Source organism: Pseudomonas sp. Sample_24, assembly GCF_004307605.1.
Classification (GTDB): domain Bacteria; phylum Pseudomonadota; class Gammaproteobacteria; order Pseudomonadales; family Pseudomonadaceae; genus Aquipseudomonas.
Genome location: NZ_RCNW01000376.1, coordinates 19,124 through 36,071 on the forward strand (window position 1 = coordinate 19,124; position 16,948 = coordinate 36,071).

The window sequence follows — 16,948 nt, forward strand, 5'->3', positions numbered from 1 at the left end:
TCCGAAACTCGCCGCGCCACTTTTGCAACCTGCCCGAGGCGCAGCCTTATGAAAATTGCCAGCATTGAAACCATTCCGCTTCGAATTCCCTTTACCACGGGGGGCAAATCGGCCGGGGGCGTATGGGGCCCGAAAGATCTTCAGATGGTCGATTCCCTCGTGGTTAAGGTCACCACGGATGACGGTATCGTCGGCTGGGGTGAAACCTTCGGCTTCACCGCAATACCGGCAGTGAAAATCGTGATCGACACAATCCTCGCGCCTGAGCTGATCGGCGCGGATGTCACGCGACGCGAGAAATTGCAGGGCGACTTGCAGAGGAAGTTTCACGTCTTCGGTCGCAGTGGTGCGTTCATTTATGGCTTGTCGGCGATTGATATCGCCTTGTGGGATATCGCCGGCAAAGCGGCCGGTCAACCGATTTACCAACTGCTGGGGGGCAGCGAGGCCACTTCGCTGGCGGCGTATGCAAGCTTGATCCGCTATGCCGACCCTGAGCTGATCAGGATCAATGTGCAGCGTGCGGTGAACAGCGGTTTCCGTCATCTGAAATTGCATGAGGTGGATGCCGATGTCATCCGCGCCGCATGCGAAGCCGCAGGCCCCGGTGTGGAAGTTACCCTCGACGTGAACGCCCCGTGGTCGGTGCGCGAAGCGCTCGATATGACCGAGAAACTTCGCCCGTTGAACCTGCGCTGGATCGAAGAACCGGTGTGGCCGCCGGAAGATTATTCGGGGCTGGCGAGGGTTCGTCAGCACGGCGGCATCCCGGTTGCGGCCGGTGAGAATGCTTCGACGCTGATGGACTTCCAGCATCTGCTGGAGGCTGGCGCGGTCGACTTCATTCAGCCGAGCCCGGCAAAAATGGGTGGCATCACCGAACTGCAAAAAGTTTATGCGCTGGCCAATGCCCACGGCGTCACGGTAATGGTCCACGCCTTCTATGACGGCCCCGGCCTGCTGGCCGCCGTGCATGGCAGTGCCGCTCTCGGCGGTGCGAAGTCACTGGTCGAATGGCGTTACTTCGATCTCGAAGCGCAACTCTATGGCGACGCCATTATTCCGCGTAACGGCCGCATCGACGTGCCGCAGGGGCCGGGGCTCGGAATCGAACCGGACCAGGACGTCATCCGCGACTATCGCTTCAAACCCTGATCGCAAGGACCGCCAGGTCATTGCCACGATGGATCGACGCCCATACGGCTGTAGCCGTGTCGGCCTCGATCAGTCACGACGACATTCTTGATAAAAACAAATACGAGGATTGAGCACATGTTAGACAGAATCGTAGGGCCGATTTTGCCCGTCGCCTTTGTGATCGCGCTCGGCTATATCGCCGGCAAGCGCGGGCGGCTTACCCATTCGGACAGCCTGCTGATCAGCCGGCTGGTGCTGGGCTGGATATTCCCGGCGCTGCTGTTTGTCGGGATGGCGAGCACGCCTCGTGAACAGCTGTTCGACTTCAAATTTGTCGTGGCGACGTTTATCGGCATCATGGGCATGTACACCATAGCGCTGGCGATCGGCTGGTTCACCACGCGCAACCTCAAGGTTGCGACGCTCAAGGGCTTCGTCAACGGTTATCCGGATGCAGCGTTCATGGGCATTCCCATCCTCGCGACGATGTACGGCGCCGGGAGCATTTATTCAGTGCTCGTGCTGAACCTGGTTGCGAGCCTGGTAATGATCCCGCTGACCACCATGCTGCTCACCATCGCCGATGGAAAAGGCAGCGGCACCCAGGCGTTCGTATCGAGCCTCTCGGGAGCGGTGCGCCGTCCGCTGATGTGGGCGCCAGCCCTTGGCATCCTGATCTCGCTGCTGCAGTTCAAACTGCCGCCAATTGCTGCGGAGTCACTCAATCTGCTCGGCAAGGCCACGCCTGGGGTGTCACTGCTGTGCCTGGGACTGATCATGTCCTCCGAAAAACTGAAGATGTCGGGTGAAGTCTGGGGCAATCTTGGGCTCAAACTGCTCATTCACCCGGTGTTGATGTTCGCTGCCACTGTGATGCTGGGCACCCATGGGCTCTACGCCCAACAGATGATCCTGCTCTGCGCGCTTCCGTCGGCGACGATCCCGGCGATGTTCGCCAACCAGACCGGCGCCTATCAGAGTGAAGCCGCGACTTCCATCCTGGTCAGTACGGTGCTGTCGATCGTGACGTTTTCTTTCGCCATCTACCTGATTGATGGTGGGCTGGCCGCAACCTGATTTGGGTGTTGGGCCGATACACCGACTCGCGAGAACACCAGCCAGACAAAAAGCAGCACGCTGCAGCCAATCAGCACCGAGGCGATGGCAATCAACGGCTCCACTGCGGCGAAGCCCTTGAGGCGCAGGGTCAATGCGCCGAGCATGACCGGCACGCCGACGTTGTAGGTCCACAATTGCGCTGCAGCAATGCGTCCTTCAGTCATTGAGGGGTGCATTGCACCGATGAGCCCGAACAGGGCCATTGACACCCATCCCAACAAATTGACATGGGCATGTACCGCGAAGAGCGAGTGGTCGCCGGTTGCGCCCATTGTCACACCCATCAACACGCCAAAGGCAAAATAGAGAGCAGCCAGCCGAAACCAGGTCCGCGAACGGGGATTGAAATTCATGACACTCACCTCATGCGCGCCTGAGGCGCGCTCAGTTGCCGGATATCGATGTGAAGTCGTTCTGCCCGGCGCAGCGGTCGTGCCGTGCTCGGGGTTGTTGGCATATCCCGTGCCTTCTGCCTATTATGAGACTCTAGTCTCATGAATAGACGGAGTATCATTTATTCCATGCCGAAACCGAAGTCAAGCCCGTCCGTCAGCGACATCGATTCCCAAGGCCGCGCCAACCAGAAACATCGCACGCGCCAAGCGCTGATCGATGCCGCCATTGCCATGCGCGACGAGGGCCATAACCCGACAGTCGCACAGGTGGCCGAGCGCGCAATGGTCTCGCGCGCCACGGCCTATCGCTATTTTCCTTCCATGGAGGCCCTGATCAGTGAGACCGCGGCCGATCGTGAGATGAAGCCGCTGGAGCATTTCTGGCAGCCGGGAGACGATCCGGTGAAGGCCGTCGGGCTTGCGGCGATCGCGTTGAACAAACTGTTGATCGAGGACGAAATCGGCCTGCACGTGATGGAGCGTTCGTTCATGACCGTGTGGCTGGAAAGTGAGACGCACGAGCCGTTAAGGCCGGGTCGGCGGATGAGCTACATCGAACCGATCGTCGACTCACTCAAGGACACGCTTTCACCCCGGGCGCGCAAACGACTGAAGCAGGCGCTGTCGATTGTCATGGGTACCGAGGCGATGATTGCCGTGCGTGATATCAGCGGTGCAAGCATCGAGGAATCACTCGACTGCACCGCTTGGGCGGCGAGGGCGCTGGTGCGTCAGGCGCTGGTGGAGGGCGAGCAAGCGCGACAAAAGCGCAGGGCCAATCCTGCGATCAGGCCTGAATCCTCAATCGTCAAAGGCCGTGGGCAGACGTGAAGGCGCCAATCCGCCGATTGTTGCCAGTTCGCCTATGCTCATATTCCGCCTGGCAAAACCATTGACCTTGAAGTTGACTTCAAACCTGAAGTGATTGGGCGGCGAAGCAGTGCGGATGCAACAGGCCACGATGCCGATCGTGACCTCCATTTCATACAGGAGATGCGAGCATGGGTTATGTGACGACGCAGGACGGTGTTGAGATCTTTTACAAAGACTGGGGGCCACGTGATGCCCAGGTGCTGTTCTTTCACCACGGATGGCCACTCAGTGCGGATGACTGGGATGCGCAGATGCTGTTTTTCCTGGCAAACGGCTACCGGGTCATTGCACACGACCGGCGCGGCCACGGACGATCCACACAGGTTTGGGACGGGCACGACATGGATCACTATGCCGACGATGTCGCGGCCGTGGTCGACCATCTTGGGGTGCAAGGCGCTGTCCATGTAGGACACTCCACCGGCGGTGGCGAAGTCATCCACTACATCGCGCGCCATGGCGAAGACCGTGTGTCGAAGGCCGCAATCATCGGCGCCGTACCACCGTTGATGGTTCAGACCCCAGGCAATCCTGGAGGCTTGCCGAAGTCGGTTTTCGATGACTTGCAGGCGCAACTGACCGCCAATCGCGCGCAGTTCTACCATGACGTTCCAGCAGGACCTTTCTACGGTTACAACCGCCCGGGTGCAACACCGTCCGAGGGCATCATTCGCAACTGGTGGCGCCAAGGCATGATGGGCTGTGCGAAGGCGCATTACGACGGAATCGTAGCCTTCTCCCAGACCGACTTTACCGACGATCTCAAGAGCATCACGATACCGGTGCTGGTGATGCACGGTGATGACGACCAGATCGTGCCCTACGAAAACTCCGGGCTCCTGTCGGCCAAACTATTGCAGAACAGCACCCTGAAAATTTACTCGGGCTACCCGCACGGAATGCCTACCACCCACGCCGATGCAATCAATGCTGATTTGCTGGCGTTCGTAAAAGGCTAGGCGAAGGGCGGGGCGGGTGGAAAACCTGCCCCGGCCTCTTGTGGAGTTGAAATCGAAGGCGTTCGGATTTTGATTGAATGTCCGGGGCTCAAGGGCAATCAACGCCTTGGCAGCATACGGGTCAATGTGTTGTCGCCCACGTAGTAATGATGAAACAACCCCGCCGCCGCATGCAGGCCGATCAGCCAATAACCGGCGCTGCCGAGCAGCTCGTGCCATTGCTTCAATTGCTTGGCCAGGTCAGGATCGACCGCCACCGGTGCTGGCAGGAAAAAACCGAAATACGGCATCGGTTTGCCGCCTGCTGCCAGCATCAGCCAGGCTAGCAATGGCGTGGCGATCATCAGGACATACAGCGCCAGATGCATCAGGTGAGAAATAGCGGTTTGCCAGGCGGGCAACGCTGGCGTGATGGGTGGGCGTGGTGTCAGTCGCCCGAGCAGACGGACCCAGACCAGGGCAAAGATGGCAAGACCGAACAGCCCGTGCAACCCGAGAAACAAACCCTTTAAAGGGTTGCCCCGTGGCAACAATCCCTTGGTTTCGATGCAAACGTATACGCCGACGAAGAGCGCCAGCATCAGCCAGTGCAAAGTGATCGACAGCCTTGTGTAGCGTTGTGTTGTTTTATCGCCAGTCATTTTTGGCCTCATGCAGGTAATAAACTGTCAACTCGTTTGAACAGCGTGGGTTCGGCTATCGAGCCGACGGCTGTCACACTGCCCGCCAAGCCTTAAGGCAATCTGAAGACGATTTTGGTCAAACTTATTTCACCTTCAGACTTCGTTAAGAAATGCGTTTGATACTTCTCCCAAATTGATCCGGGGGAGGTGTCTTTCAATGTCCGATTTCAACTGGAATGTTCAGTTGCCGCTGCATTTCGGCCAAGCCGAAACGCCGCAGATGCGTCTGGTCAGAGCACTGCCCGACGACCCGCAACGGTGCACCTTCGAAAGTTTCATCCAGCAACGTTTTCGCCAGGCCCATGGTGCCGACATTCGCCATTTCATGCCGCAATTGTTTGGCATGAGCGATGCGCTCGGCGCGCTGCATGCGGTGGTGGGTGTACGTCTGGCAAGCGACGGACCGCTGTTTCTCGAGGGTTATCTGGATGAAGCGATTGATCCGCTGATCAGTGCTGCCGCGGATCAGGCCATAGTCCGTTCGGGTATCGTCGAGGTGGGCAATCTGGCGGCCAGCAGCACAGGAAGTGCTCGGCTGAGCATTATCGCGATGACTTATCTGCTGGCCATGGGCGGTCTTGAGTGGGTGGCATTTACTGGAAACCTGGGGCTGGTAAACAGTTTCCATCGCTTGGGTTTGAAGCCAGTGACGCTGTGTGCCGCCGACCCTGCGCGGCTGGGCGAGGACCGCCACGCCTGGGGCAGTTACTACGAAAGCAAACCTTGGGTCCACGTTGGCAACATTCGGGCCGGGTTCGTTCATTTAAGCAACACAGGTCTGTTTAGCCGCTTGGGCTTGCCAACGTCCATGGAGGGGGCCTGTCATGTCGCCTGAAGTGGAACGCTTCAAACTGACCCTGCGCAACCATGCCGAGCGAAAATCCAATACCACCGCGCTATGGGACGATCAGCAAAAGCTGGACTATGCCACGCTGTATGCAGAGGTTATTCATCGCCAGCAGCGCTTGCGCGATGAGCATGTCAAAGTGCTTGCATTGGCACTGGGCAATGGCATCGACGCCATGCTCTGGGACTTGGCCGCCTTGTTTGAAGGCTTGACCTGTGTGGCCTTGCCGCCGTTTTTCAGCCCGGCGCAACGGCAACATTGCCTGGAACAAAGCCAGGCCGAACGGGTGATCGCCGAGCCTTCATTGCAAGAGGAGCTGCAAGCAGCGGGCTACCAGAAGAGTGGCGAGTTCTGGTGTCGCGCTTTCAACAGCCCGAGCCATTTGCCTGAGGGCACTGCCAAACTGACGTTCACATCGGGCACGACAGGTACCCCCAAAGGTGTGTGCTTGAGTGCCGAGAGTATTCTGCGGGTCACCCGCGAATTGGACCAAGCCAGCAAGCCTACCGATCCGCAACACCACCTGGCCCTGCTGCCGTTGGCCATTTTGCTGGAAAACATTGGTTGTTATGCCGCGTTGTACGCGGGTGCCACCTTGAGTCTGCCAAGCCAGGAGTCACTGGGTATTCAAGGCGCCAGCGGTGTGAATGTACCGCTGCTGCTGGGATGCCTGGCCAGTCGATGCCCTCACAGTCTGATCCTGGTGCCACAGCTGCTGCTAATGCTGGTCAGCGCTGCCGAGCAGAAAGCCTTTGATCCCCGGCATTTGCGTTTTGCCGCCGTGGGAGGGGCCCGGGTTTGCGAAGACTTGCTGCGGCGTGCCGAGCGTGTGGGCATTGCGGTCTACGAAGGTTACGGGTTGTCGGAATGTGCGTCGGTGGTATGTCTCAATCGTCCGCAAGCACGGCGTCTCGGCAGTGTCGGGCGGCCATTGTCCCATGTGCAGATTTGCCTGGCCGACGATGGCGAAGTGTTGATCAAGGGTGCGACCCTGCTGGGCTATCTGGGGGACGCACCGAATACCGCCCAGTGGTGGCCCAGCGGTGATCTCGGTGAGTTCGACGCCGACGGGTTTCTATACATCAAGGGCCGCAAGAAGCATCAATTCGTCACCAGTTTCGGGCGCAATGTTAACCCCGAATGGGTCGAGGCCGAATTGACCCAGCGCCGCCATATCGCCCAGGCGTTCGTCTACGGCGAAGCCATGCCACGCAACCATGCGCTGCTCTGGCCCCATCATCCCGACTGCACTGACGAACAACTGGCCGCCGCCGTGGCCCAGGCCAACGAGGCTTTGCCCGATTACGCCCGGGTCCACCACTGGACTCGCCTTAACCAACCGTTCACCGCCACCAATGGCTTGCTGACAGCCAATGGTCGACCCCGCCGGGACGCCATCGTCGAGCGTTACCGGGCGCAACTGAGCGAATCTGCATTTTCCGAGGAATCCGCGCCATGAGTTTTTTTGAAACCCTGCAAGAAGCCACTCACCAAGAACGCTTGACGTTGTTCAACCTGCCGATCATTCGCAATGCGTTGCAGGGCAACGTCAGCCTTGAAAGCTACCGGGCCTTTCTGACGCAGGCCTATTACCACGTACGCCATACCGTGCCGTTGATGATGGCCTGCGGTGCACGCCTGCCATTGCGCCTGGAATGGCTGCGTGAAGCGGTGTGCGAATACATCGAAGATGAGTACGGTCATGAAAAATGGATACTCGATGACATCGAGGCTTGTGGCGGTGACAGGGATGCCGTGCGCGACGGCCGCCCGTCCTTGCCTATCGAATTGATGGTCGGTTTCCTTTACGACCTGATTGCCCGAGACAACCCGGTAGGACTGTTCGGCATGGTCAATGTGCTTGAAGGCACCAGCATTGCCCTGGCCACCCACGCCGCCAGCAGCATTCGCGAACGCCTGGACCTGCCGGAAAGCGCCTTCAGCTACCTCAGTTCCCACGGCTCTCTGGATATCGAGCACATGCAGACCTACCGGCGACTGATGGACACCCTGGATGATCCGGATGACCAGGCCGCCGTCATTCATGCATCGAAAGTGGTCTATAAGCTATACGCCGACATGTTCCGTGGCTTGCCGGGCGACGGGGAGAACCGCCATGCGCCTGTCTGAAGCTCGAGTCGTGTTGACCGGTGCCAGCGGTGGCATCGGCCTGGCCATCGCTACCGCCCTGTGTGCCAGTGGTGCCCATGTGCTGGCGGTGGCTCGACATAGGGAGCCGTTGGATGCGTTGCTTAAACGCTACCCGAATAATCTGTGCTGGGTAGGCGCCGATCTGACCGTCGCCGCCGAGCGCCGGGAGGTACAGGCAGAAGCCGAAAGCATGGGCGGCATCAACTTGTTGATCAATGCCGCCGGCGTCAATCATTTCGCCATGCTCGAACAACTCGATGACAACGAGATCAACGCGATGTTGGCGGTGAACATCAGCGCGCCGATCTGTCTGACCAAAATCCTGCTGCCGATGCTCAAGCAAGCTGACAGCGCCATGGTGGTAAACGTCGGTTCGACGTATGGCTCCATTGGCTACGCCGGATACGCCAATTATTGCGCCAGCAAGTTTGCCCTGCGCGGATTTTCCGAAGCCCTGCGCCGGGAGCTGGCCGACACGCGGGTCAGCGTCCTCTACGTTGCCCCGCGAGCCACCCGCACCAGCATGAACAGTCCGGCAGCCCAGGCGCTGAACGATGCGCTCAAGGCCAATGTCGACGATCCGCGTACCGTGGCGACCGCGGTGATTCATGCCATTGCCGGTGACCGTCGCGACTTGTACCTGGGATGGCCGGAACGTTTTTTCGTGCACCTCAACAGTTTGCTACCGCACCTGGTGGACCGTGGCTTGCGCAAGCAATTGCCGCTGATCCGCCGCTTGAGCCAGAAAACAGACCAGGAGAATCTCAAACCATGAAATACATCATCGCATGCCTGCTGCTTGGCGCCTTCAGCCAGGGCGCCTGGGCGCTGGACGCTGCCGATCAGCAGCGCCTGAACGATATCCAGCAAAGCTGGGCACATATTCAGTACGAAGTGCCGGAAGGGCAGCGAACCGCCGCGTTCGAAAAGCTCGCTGCACAAGCCTCACGCTTCACTCAGGAGCGCCAATCGGTTGCTGAAGCGTGGATTTGGTCCGGCATCGTCACCAGCAGTTGGGCCGGTGCCCAGGGAGGGCTGGGGGCGCTGGGCAAGGTCAAGGAAGCCAAGGCCGATCTGGAAAAGGCACTGGCGATTGACCCCAAAGCGCTGCAGGGCTCAGCCTACACCAGCCTCGGCGCGCTGTATGATCGTGTACCGGGATGGCCCATCGGTTTTGGCGACTCGGACAAAGCCGGGGAGTTACTCGAACTGGCCCTGCGCATGAACCCAAATGGTATCGATAGCCTGTACTTCTGGGGTGATCACCTCTACCGTCAAAAGCGTTACGTTGAAGCCAAGGCTGCGCTACAAAAAGCACTGCTGGCGGCGCCTAGACCCGGACGCGAAACCGCCGATGCCGGGCGTCGCAAGGAAATCGAAGCACTGTTGGTGGACATAAACAAGAAACTTGGCTGACAGGAGTCCATGTGCGTTTATTACTGATAGAGGATGACGTGGCCCTCGGCGAGGGGATATCTCAATCCCTGGGTCGCGAGGGTTACACCGTCGACTGGTTGCAGGACGGCAGCAGCGCATTGCATTCGCTGCTCAGCGAAACCTTCGATCTGGTGGTGCTCGACCTCGGCCTGCCGCGCATGGACGGTCTGCAGGTATTGCGGCGTTTGCGTGACAGTGGCTCCAACCTGCCGGTGCTGATCCTTACCGCGCGCGATGCCACCGAAGACCGTATCGCCGGGCTGGATGCCGGGGCCGATGATTACCTGATCAAGCCTTTTGACCTGGCGGAATTGAAAGCCCGCCTGCGTGCGCTTTTGCGCAGAAGCGCCGGGCGCGCGCAATCGACGATCGAGCACGCGGGCATCAGCCTTAATCCCGGCACTCAGCAGGTCAGCTATAAGGGCGAGCCCGTGGCCCTGACGCCCAAGGAATACCAACTGCTGCACGAACTGCTTTCGCCGCCCGGGCGGGTGATGACTCGCGACCATTTGATGCAACTGCTGTACGGCTGGAGCGAGGAAGCCGAAAGCAACACGCTGGAAGTTCACATCCATCATTTGCGCAAGAAATTCTCCACCGACCTGATCCGCACCATCCGTGGTGTCGGTTATCTGGTGGAGGAGCGCGGATGACTTCGATCAGGCGGCGCACCTTGACGCTGATCATCGGCCTGATGCTGGCCGGCCTGGCCGTGATCAGCCTGCTCAACCTGCACGACAGCAACCACGAAATCGCCGAAGTCTATGACGCACAACTGGCCCAGAACGCCCGGCTGCTGCAAGGCGTGATGCGCATGCCCATGACCGGCAAAGAACATGCTGATTTGTACCAGGCTTTCAATCAGGCCCTGAGCGAAGCGGTGCCAAGGGTCGACGGCCATCCCTACGAGACGAAGATTGCCTTTCAAGTCTGGAACGCCAGTAACGAAGTACTGGTACACACCGCTAGCGCGCCGTCTTTCAACCCACCGCCAAGGACGCCAGGCTTCAGCGATGTCGTCGACTTGAGCAATCGCCGCTGGCGTGCCTTTCTGCTCGAAGACAAGCAAAACGGTTTGCGCATCTGGGTAGGGGAGAGAGACGACGTCCGCTCGGACTTGGTCGACCGAATTGTGCGCCATACGTTGTGGCCCAATATTCTGGGAAGCCTGATGCTGGCGGCAATGATCTGGTTGGCCATTGGCTGGGGCTTGCAGCCGCTGGTCAACATGGCCGCGACATTAAGGGCCAGGCACCCTGGCTCGCTCGAGCCCTTGCAATTTACGCCGTTGCCCACGGAGCTTGAACCCATGCAGGCAGCGCTCAACCGAATGCTCGCGCAGATTCAGGAAGTGCTGGGGCGTGAGCGACGATTTGTCGCTGACGCCGCCCACGAAATGCGCACGCCACTGGCCGTGCTCAGGGTCCATGCGCAGAACCTTCTGGAGGCAGGGAGCGAAGCTGATCGTCGCACCTCACTTGAACACCTCATCGCTGGCGTGGACCGTACCAGTCGGCTGGTCAATCAATTGCTCACGATGGCCCGCATCGAACCCCAGGCAGGCACGCAAACACCCGCGCCGATCGATCTGGTTGCCACCGTTCGTGAGAGCCTTGTTCAGTTGACGCCCTGGTTGTTGAGCAAGGAGCTCGAACTGGTTTTCGATGTCACCGCCGACATCCAGCCTGTGAGAGTAGACCCCGCTGTCATTGATATTGCCTTGAACAACCTGGTCACCAATGCGGCGAATTTCTCCCCGCTGCATGGCGTGATCACGGTGAGGCTGAGCAAAAAGGACAATCGCTACGAACTCAGCGTCGAAGACGAGGGGCCGGGAATCAACGAAGAAGATCGCGAGCGACTTTTCGAGCGTTTTTACAGTCGCGGAAACGACCAGGGTGCAGGTTTGGGGCTGGCTATCGTTCAGACGATTGCGGAACGCTTGGGAGGGCAAATCAGATTAGAGAATCGTATCCCTGCAGGACTGCGCGCTACATTGGAGATTTGTCGTTTCTGACCCGGCCTTTCATGTTCCGATGGCCGATTTCTCTCCGGTGCGGTGCGAGCCTTTGGGCCTGAGCGAACAATGCGGGCGTCGTCTTCCGACGCCCAAGCTTCCAGCGTGTCGGCAGAGACGGCGGTGCTGGAGCCAAAGCTGATTGACCCGCAGCACCTGCAACCAGGCTGGGATTACTTCATTTTCGCCAGCATGGCCACGGCGACTGCCTTTGCCGACTGTGGGTTCTGGCCGGAAATGACTTCGCGATCCTCGACCACGTTCTCGCTCCATGGCTTGGCTTCGGAGAAGTTCGCACCGGCTGCCGTCAGGCCATCCTGCGGGAACAGTTTCATATGACCGCCACCGAGGAAACCTTTGGCCTGCTCTTCTTCCGCGTCGGTGAAGGCGGTGACTTTGTAGCCCTTGTAAATCCAGTTGGCTGGCGCTGCCGGCTGCTTGCCCGATTCCAGCGCAGAGACAAAACCGCGCGCGTCCGGGATCGCCGACAACATGGCTATGGTGCCATGGCAGGTGAAGCCGGTGACTTTGCCTTTTTCATGGAAGTTGGTCAGCAGTTGGCCCAGTTGCTTGTCCTTCAGCAGATCCTGCATCGGGACATGGCCGCCAGGCACGAATACGGCATCGAACTTGTCGTAGCCGATTTTCTGAACCTGCGCGAAGCTGATTGCCGGCGAGTCGCTCTTCGAGGTCAGCTTCAGCGTGGCCAGCAGCGCGAGACTTTCCTGACGGGCCTTTTCATCGCCGCCCCAGAAGTTCACATCATTGGATTTCTCGTCCGCCGTTGGCGCCTTGCCGCTAGGGGTGGCAAATACAACGGTTTGACCCGCGGCAATGAAAGTCTGCACCGGTTGCATTAATTCGTTCAGGAAGAAACCTGTCTGCATGACCTTACCGTCTTTCAGGTCCAGTTGAGCCTGATCCGACAGGACAACCAATACCGTGCCGGCATTGGCATAGTTAGTGGCAGCGGCGAGCAGGGCGGCAATAATGGTTTTTTTCACGGGATGCTCCAGCAGGGATGGTTTGATGGAGCCATCTTATTGCTAGATCTGGCGATGGTAGAGACCAATAATTGAATTTCACTTATTACATTGAGTAATCAATTTTAGGAAACGTTGGCGCCGACAATCAGTGCTGGGTTGTGTTGGCCGTCGCAGTAATGGCAGCTTCAACCTATTCGCAAATGAAATGAACAGCAGGAGGGGGCGAAAAACATTGATATGCACGCGTAGACAATACATTTTTCAATTGTTTCGATCTCGAGCAGGCTCGCTCCTGCGGGCGCGTTGTTTGGCGTTTTAAACGTCGTTGTGGGTTTGTGTTTAAGCGTCCTCAGGCTTTCTTCCAGAAAGCCACAAAACCTTGCGCCGTTGCCTACGGTTACGCCAGAATCCGCCGGCTTGTGCGTCTTGGGGCTGCTCGGTAACTTGATTCGCGTCACTGCACATCAGTGATCGGGTTTCGCAGCCCGGTAATCTCTAGGCGCACATCGTCTACCGTCCCTGAGCAGATCGTCAGGTCTGCCTCTCATGTCATGGCGGCTGTGCGTGGGAGACCCTCGGGTCTGCCAGGTTCCTAGAGTCCTGGTCTGCGAACCCGCGTACAGTTGCCACCTAACTTTCGTTTCGCAGCGAATGGTGTCAGCTCCATTGCTCTAGGAGTTTCATCATGATCAAACCGACGCCCAATCCCCCGGAAAACGATCCAGTTTCCCCCTACGAATCCGACTCGAAAAAGCTCAACGACGCCGCCGAGCGGGACGAATTTATTATTCTAAAAATAGATCTGTCCCCTTTTTCATTTTTTTCATTCTGACCACCGATTGCCTCGGAATTCACCAGCACCATACTCGGCAGAGAACGGGTAAAAGTGGACGGTCGCCTACTCTGGCAACTGAGCAAATCACAGCCTTGATCAGCTCAGTCGCTCATACCGGAGGTAACCATGGGAATCGGTTCCCATGCATGAGAAGCCTGCTCTCTGGTACATGAGTGCGGCTGGATTATCGGGTCGCACGCTTAAACGCAGATAAGCAAATCCATTTTGCTTAGCGGTGGCCGCGTAAGCGTTGAGCAGCGATAGGCCAACGCCGTTCCGCCTGTAGACCTGGCTGACGTTGATGGTGCAGAGCTCCGCGTAATCTTGTTCGGGTGTCCACAACGAGTAACCGGCAAACTGCTCGTCAATGATCGCAACCGTCAATCGATCGAAGTTTTCAACCCATCGAGTGAGGTGACGCTCCAACTGTAGCCGCCAGGTATCTTCGTGAGTGGGCTCCCAAGACCGAATGTAGTCCTGCTCTCCCCGGTATATCGAAGGAAGATCGGTCACGTGGGCTTGCCTCAAAATGAGGGTCATCTGAACGCCTCCTGCGTGTTGAGCATGGGGATTTACCGCGTGATATGACGCGGAAATCCGGCTTTGTGATGTTCGGGGTTATCGACCGCTTTCAAGTGGTAGTGACGGCAAAAATCACGTTCAACTTACGACCACCGCACAGAAAGGGAGCAGGCTTAACGTGCGTCCCTTTCTGTGCTGTTTGCAGCGCGGCGCATCCCGGCGCCTAGATAACTCAGAAGCTGTACTTGGCGGTCAGCATCAAATTGCGCGGGGCACCGTAGCTGTCGCCACCATAGCTAACGGAGTTGGAGATGGAGGAGTAGTACTTGCGGTCGAAAATATTGTTGGCATTGAGTTGCAGGTCTAGGTTCTGGTTGACCTGGTAACCGGTCATCAGATCGGTAACGGCGTAGGCACCCTGCTTGAGCCGGTAGCTGCTGCCATCGAGCAACTCGATGTCGTTGTACATACGGCTCTGCCAGGAGACGTTGCCGCCGACGCGCAGTTTCTCCAGCTGGCCTTGGAAGCGGTAGGTGGTGGCCAGCTTGAACAGGTGCTCAGGGGTATCGGTGTCAAAGCGCTGGTTCACGGTCTGCGGGTTGGCGTCATCCTTGATGGTGTGCACGCGGGCGTAGGTATAGCCACCGCCGATCTGCCAATTTTCGGTAAGAGCGCCTTGCAATTCAAAGTCGATGCCCTGGCTGCGAATCTCGCCTGAGGCCTCATAGCAGGAAGACTGTGGGCAGTTTTCCACGAACACCTGCACTGCGCGGTTTTCCTGGTCGACACGGAACAAGGCCAGGCTTGCATTCAACGCACCGTCGAAGTATTCGCCTTTGATGCCGACCTCGTAGTTCTTGCCGACAATCGGCTTGACGGGGGTCGCGGAGGTGTCTTTAGAACTCTGTGGAGTGAATATATCGCTGTAGCTGACGTAGACCGAATGATGGTCGTCCAGGTCGTAAATCAAGCCTGCATAACGGGTGACGTTGCGGGTGACCTTGTAGTCTCCATCGCCGTCACGGTTGTCGTAATCATACCAATCCAGACGTCCGCCAAGGATCAGCTTCAGCGGGTCGGCCAGGCTTAGGCGAGTGGTCATGTACACGCCGTCTTGGGTGGTGACTTCGCGGCTATTGTCAGTGTGGACAAAGTTTGGCTTGCCGGCGTTGATCGGCCAGTTGGTGTCGTACGGGTCGTAGTTGTGGGTGGTCATGTCGTAGATGCGCTTGCTGGCACCCACCACCAGCTCGTGTGTCCGCCCGAACGCTTCGAATGGGCCACTGACAAAGGCGTCCACGCCGGCCTGGTTTTCATCGTGGGCCGACTGGTAGACGGTTCGGGCCAGCGTGTTGTTGACCCAGCGCGACTGGTAAGAACCGGTGAACAGCGCGTTCTGTTCAGAGTAGTTGGCGTTGACCTGAAGATTCCAGTCATTGGCCAGGCGCTGACGCACTTCGGCGAAAATGGTGTTGATCTCCTGATCCTTGTTCTCCCAGTCGGTACCCGGGTTGTACGAGCGCGGCAGGTTCAGGTGGTGGCCGTCGAGGCCGATCATCGAGGCGCCCCAGAAGTAGTTGGTCTTGTCTTTCTGGTGGGAGAAACCCAGGGCCAGGGTGGTGTCATCACTCAGGTCTGCTTCAGTGACCGCGTAGAACAGGCCGTGATCTTCCTCGACATCATCAATGAAGCTGTTGGCGTCGCGGTACGAAGTGACTACCCGCCCGCGCAAGGTGCCACTGTCGTTAAGCGGGCTGGAAGCGTCGATCTCGCCACGGTAGTCGTCCCAGCTGCCGGCGGCACCGGTCAAGGTGACCTTCTGCTCGGCGAGGGGCCGCTTGCGTATCAGGTTGATGGCCGCCGAAGGGTTTCCTGCACCGGTGACCAGCCCGGTCGCACCGCGCACAATTTCGACCCGGTCGAACATCGCCAGGTTCGGCTGGGCGCCGACCGTCCAACCTTGGTAGCCACTCGGGATACCGTCATACATGAGGTTATCGATGTCGAAACCACGCGCCGAGTAGGTCTGCCGGCCGGGGCCGCTGGAAAAGTCCAAAAACAGGCCTGGTGTGGCCTTCACCACATCGTTGATGCTGGTCATGGCCTGATCGTCCATGCGTTGCCGGGTGATGACGGTCACCGCCTGAGGGGTCTCACGCATGGTCAGCGGCAGCTTGGTCGCGGTTTGCATGGGGCCAGTGGTGTAGGAGCCGGTACCTTCCGTAGTGCTGCCCAGTTGAGTGGCACCGATTTCGGTGGCGCCGAGCTCTAGAGTGCTGGACGGGGCGGCATTTTCGGACGTTGTCTGAAGCGCTTCTTCCGCTGAGACGGTGGTGATACTGGCCATGCAGATAGCCAGTGCCAACAGGTTAGGAGAAAGGTTCGAACGGCGGTGAATGGTGTGAAACGACATCAATCTGCTTCCCCAAGTGATACAAAACGAATCTGATGCGAGTGCGTGTAAGAACTATTCGCATTAGCATGTCAGATCGAGTGTCTTGAAGAAAGCTTTACGAGTCAGTTAGTTAACAAAATTTTCACATTTGCTGATTTCTATGCGGGCATGAAAAATCCGGGAAGGCCTCCCAAAATGTGTGAGGGGTGCAAGTTAGAGGGTGTAGAGGTTGACTGCTATTGACCGTCCTACAGATTACGTACTGCTGAGTTATACGAAGCATGCAAGCTCCGCCAGACACTTGGGAGTCGAGTTTAATAGCGCGAGGTCTGCCTACCCCTGTAAATGGTGATCCCGCAAACGATTCACCAGAGAAAAGGGGACGAGAGAAAAGGGGACGAATTTATTATTCTCAAAATAGATCTGTCCCCTTTTTCCTCAGTCCCCTTTTTCCTCTTTTTCCTACAGCATCAGTTAGCGGATGCCCTCGGCTGGTTCGCCCCCGGGCCATTAGCGGCCCGGAATTTGGCGCGTCACGCTGCCGTACTGGGCAACCCCTTGCGAGACGGTGACCTGGTGGCCAGTGGTAGCT

17 protein-coding genes are annotated in these 16,948 nt (G+C 58.1%); 12 read left to right on the top strand and 5 right to left on the bottom strand.

The window, feature by feature from the left end; all coding sequences use genetic code 11:
- Positions 1-144: 144 nt before the first annotated feature.
- Together D8V06_RS21325 and D8V06_RS21330 are read left to right on the top strand one after the other, a co-directional pair.
- On the top strand, positions 145-1,155 hold the full coding sequence (locus D8V06_RS21325; RefSeq protein ID WP_206663171.1) for a mandelate racemase/muconate lactonizing enzyme family protein: 1,011 nt from the start codon (positions 145-147) through the stop codon (positions 1,153-1,155).
- A gap of 87 nt (positions 1,156-1,242) precedes the next feature.
- Entirely contained in the window at positions 1,243-2,214 is a 972-nt protein-coding gene (locus tag D8V06_RS21330; RefSeq protein ID WP_241667856.1) for an AEC family transporter, read from the top strand.
- Here the strand turns inward: D8V06_RS21330 and D8V06_RS21335 are convergent.
- Complete coding sequence (locus D8V06_RS21335; RefSeq protein WP_056853317.1) at positions 2,181-2,609, bottom strand: hypothetical protein; 429 nt, start codon at positions 2,607-2,609, stop codon at positions 2,181-2,183. The genes D8V06_RS21330 and D8V06_RS21335 overlap by 34 nt on opposite strands.
- 168 nt (positions 2,610-2,777) lie before the next feature.
- Here D8V06_RS21335 and D8V06_RS21340 point away from each other — a divergent pair, with 168 nt between their 5' ends.
- Both D8V06_RS21340 and D8V06_RS21345 read left to right on the top strand, forming a co-directional pair.
- Positions 2,778-3,482 (top strand): TetR/AcrR family transcriptional regulator, encoded by a 705-nt coding sequence (locus D8V06_RS21340; RefSeq protein ID WP_130931732.1) that lies wholly within the window; start codon positions 2,778-2,780, stop codon positions 3,480-3,482.
- Positions 3,483-3,652: 170 nt separating this feature from the next.
- Positions 3,653-4,483 (top strand): alpha/beta hydrolase, encoded by an 831-nt coding sequence (locus D8V06_RS21345; protein WP_056853319.1) that lies wholly within the window; start codon positions 3,653-3,655, stop codon positions 4,481-4,483.
- Positions 4,484-4,581: 98 nt separating this feature from the next.
- On the opposite strand, the gene D8V06_RS21350 is transcribed toward D8V06_RS21345, so the two are convergent.
- The gene (locus D8V06_RS21350; RefSeq protein ID WP_056853320.1) at positions 4,582-5,124 is read right to left on the bottom strand and encodes a cytochrome b; all 543 of its coding nucleotides are present in this window, start codon (positions 5,122-5,124) and stop codon (positions 4,582-4,584) included.
- Between the two features lie 199 nt (positions 5,125-5,323).
- On the opposite strand from D8V06_RS21350, the gene D8V06_RS21355 reads away from it, so the two are divergent.
- Genes D8V06_RS21355 through D8V06_RS21385 form a run of 7 tightly spaced genes read left to right on the top strand, consistent with a single transcriptional unit; the run spans position 5,324 to position 11,618 of the window.
- The gene (locus D8V06_RS21355; RefSeq protein WP_130904641.1) at positions 5,324-6,001 is read left to right on the top strand and encodes a thermostable hemolysin; all 678 of its coding nucleotides are present in this window, start codon (positions 5,324-5,326) and stop codon (positions 5,999-6,001) included.
- Positions 5,991-7,472, top strand: a complete 1,482-nt coding sequence (locus D8V06_RS21360; protein WP_130906629.1) for an AMP-binding protein — start codon at positions 5,991-5,993, stop codon at positions 7,470-7,472. Before D8V06_RS21355 ends, D8V06_RS21360 begins: the two co-directional genes overlap by 11 nt.
- Positions 7,469-8,143, top strand: coding sequence for an iron-containing redox enzyme family protein (locus D8V06_RS21365; protein ID WP_130904643.1), 675 nt, complete (start codon positions 7,469-7,471; stop codon positions 8,141-8,143). Before D8V06_RS21360 ends, D8V06_RS21365 begins: the two co-directional genes overlap by 4 nt.
- Positions 8,130-8,939: an SDR family oxidoreductase gene (locus D8V06_RS21370; protein ID WP_130904644.1), complete on the top strand. Its 810-nt coding sequence runs from the start codon at positions 8,130-8,132 to the stop codon at positions 8,937-8,939. Before D8V06_RS21365 ends, D8V06_RS21370 begins: the two co-directional genes overlap by 14 nt.
- Complete coding sequence (locus tag D8V06_RS21375; RefSeq protein WP_130904645.1) at positions 8,936-9,580, top strand: tetratricopeptide repeat protein; 645 nt, start codon at positions 8,936-8,938, stop codon at positions 9,578-9,580. The genes D8V06_RS21370 and D8V06_RS21375 overlap by 4 nt, the downstream gene beginning before the upstream one ends.
- A gap of 11 nt (positions 9,581-9,591) precedes the next feature.
- Positions 9,592-10,254 (top strand): response regulator, encoded by a 663-nt coding sequence (locus tag D8V06_RS21380; RefSeq protein WP_056853326.1) that lies wholly within the window; start codon positions 9,592-9,594, stop codon positions 10,252-10,254.
- Complete coding sequence (locus D8V06_RS21385) at positions 10,251-11,618, top strand: ATP-binding protein (protein ID WP_130906627.1); 1,368 nt, start codon at positions 10,251-10,253, stop codon at positions 11,616-11,618. Before D8V06_RS21380 ends, D8V06_RS21385 begins: the two co-directional genes overlap by 4 nt.
- A 173-nt stretch (positions 11,619-11,791) precedes the next feature.
- On the opposite strand, the gene D8V06_RS21390 is transcribed toward D8V06_RS21385, so the two are convergent.
- The gene (locus tag D8V06_RS21390; protein ID WP_130904647.1) at positions 11,792-12,622 is read right to left on the bottom strand and encodes a type 1 glutamine amidotransferase domain-containing protein; all 831 of its coding nucleotides are present in this window, start codon (positions 12,620-12,622) and stop codon (positions 11,792-11,794) included.
- Positions 12,623-13,289: 667 nt separating this feature from the next.
- On the opposite strand from D8V06_RS21390, the gene D8V06_RS30450 reads away from it, so the two are divergent.
- A complete protein-coding gene (locus D8V06_RS30450) occupies positions 13,290-13,436 on the top strand; it encodes a hypothetical protein (RefSeq protein ID WP_177434465.1) in 147 nt (48 codons plus the stop codon).
- 99 nt (positions 13,437-13,535) lie between these two features.
- Here D8V06_RS30450 and D8V06_RS21395 read toward each other — a convergent pair whose 3' ends face one another.
- Both D8V06_RS21395 and D8V06_RS21400 read right to left on the bottom strand, forming a co-directional pair.
- Positions 13,536-13,979 carry a GNAT family N-acetyltransferase gene (locus tag D8V06_RS21395; RefSeq protein ID WP_130906626.1) on the bottom strand — a complete coding sequence of 148 codons (444 nt, stop codon included), beginning with the start codon at positions 13,977-13,979 and terminating at the stop codon, positions 13,536-13,538.
- Positions 13,980-14,193: 214 nt separating this feature from the next.
- On the bottom strand, positions 14,194-16,374 hold the full coding sequence (locus D8V06_RS21400) for a TonB-dependent siderophore receptor (RefSeq protein WP_130931733.1): 2,181 nt from the start codon (positions 16,372-16,374) through the stop codon (positions 14,194-14,196).
- Between the last annotated feature and the right edge of the window lie 574 nt (positions 16,375-16,948).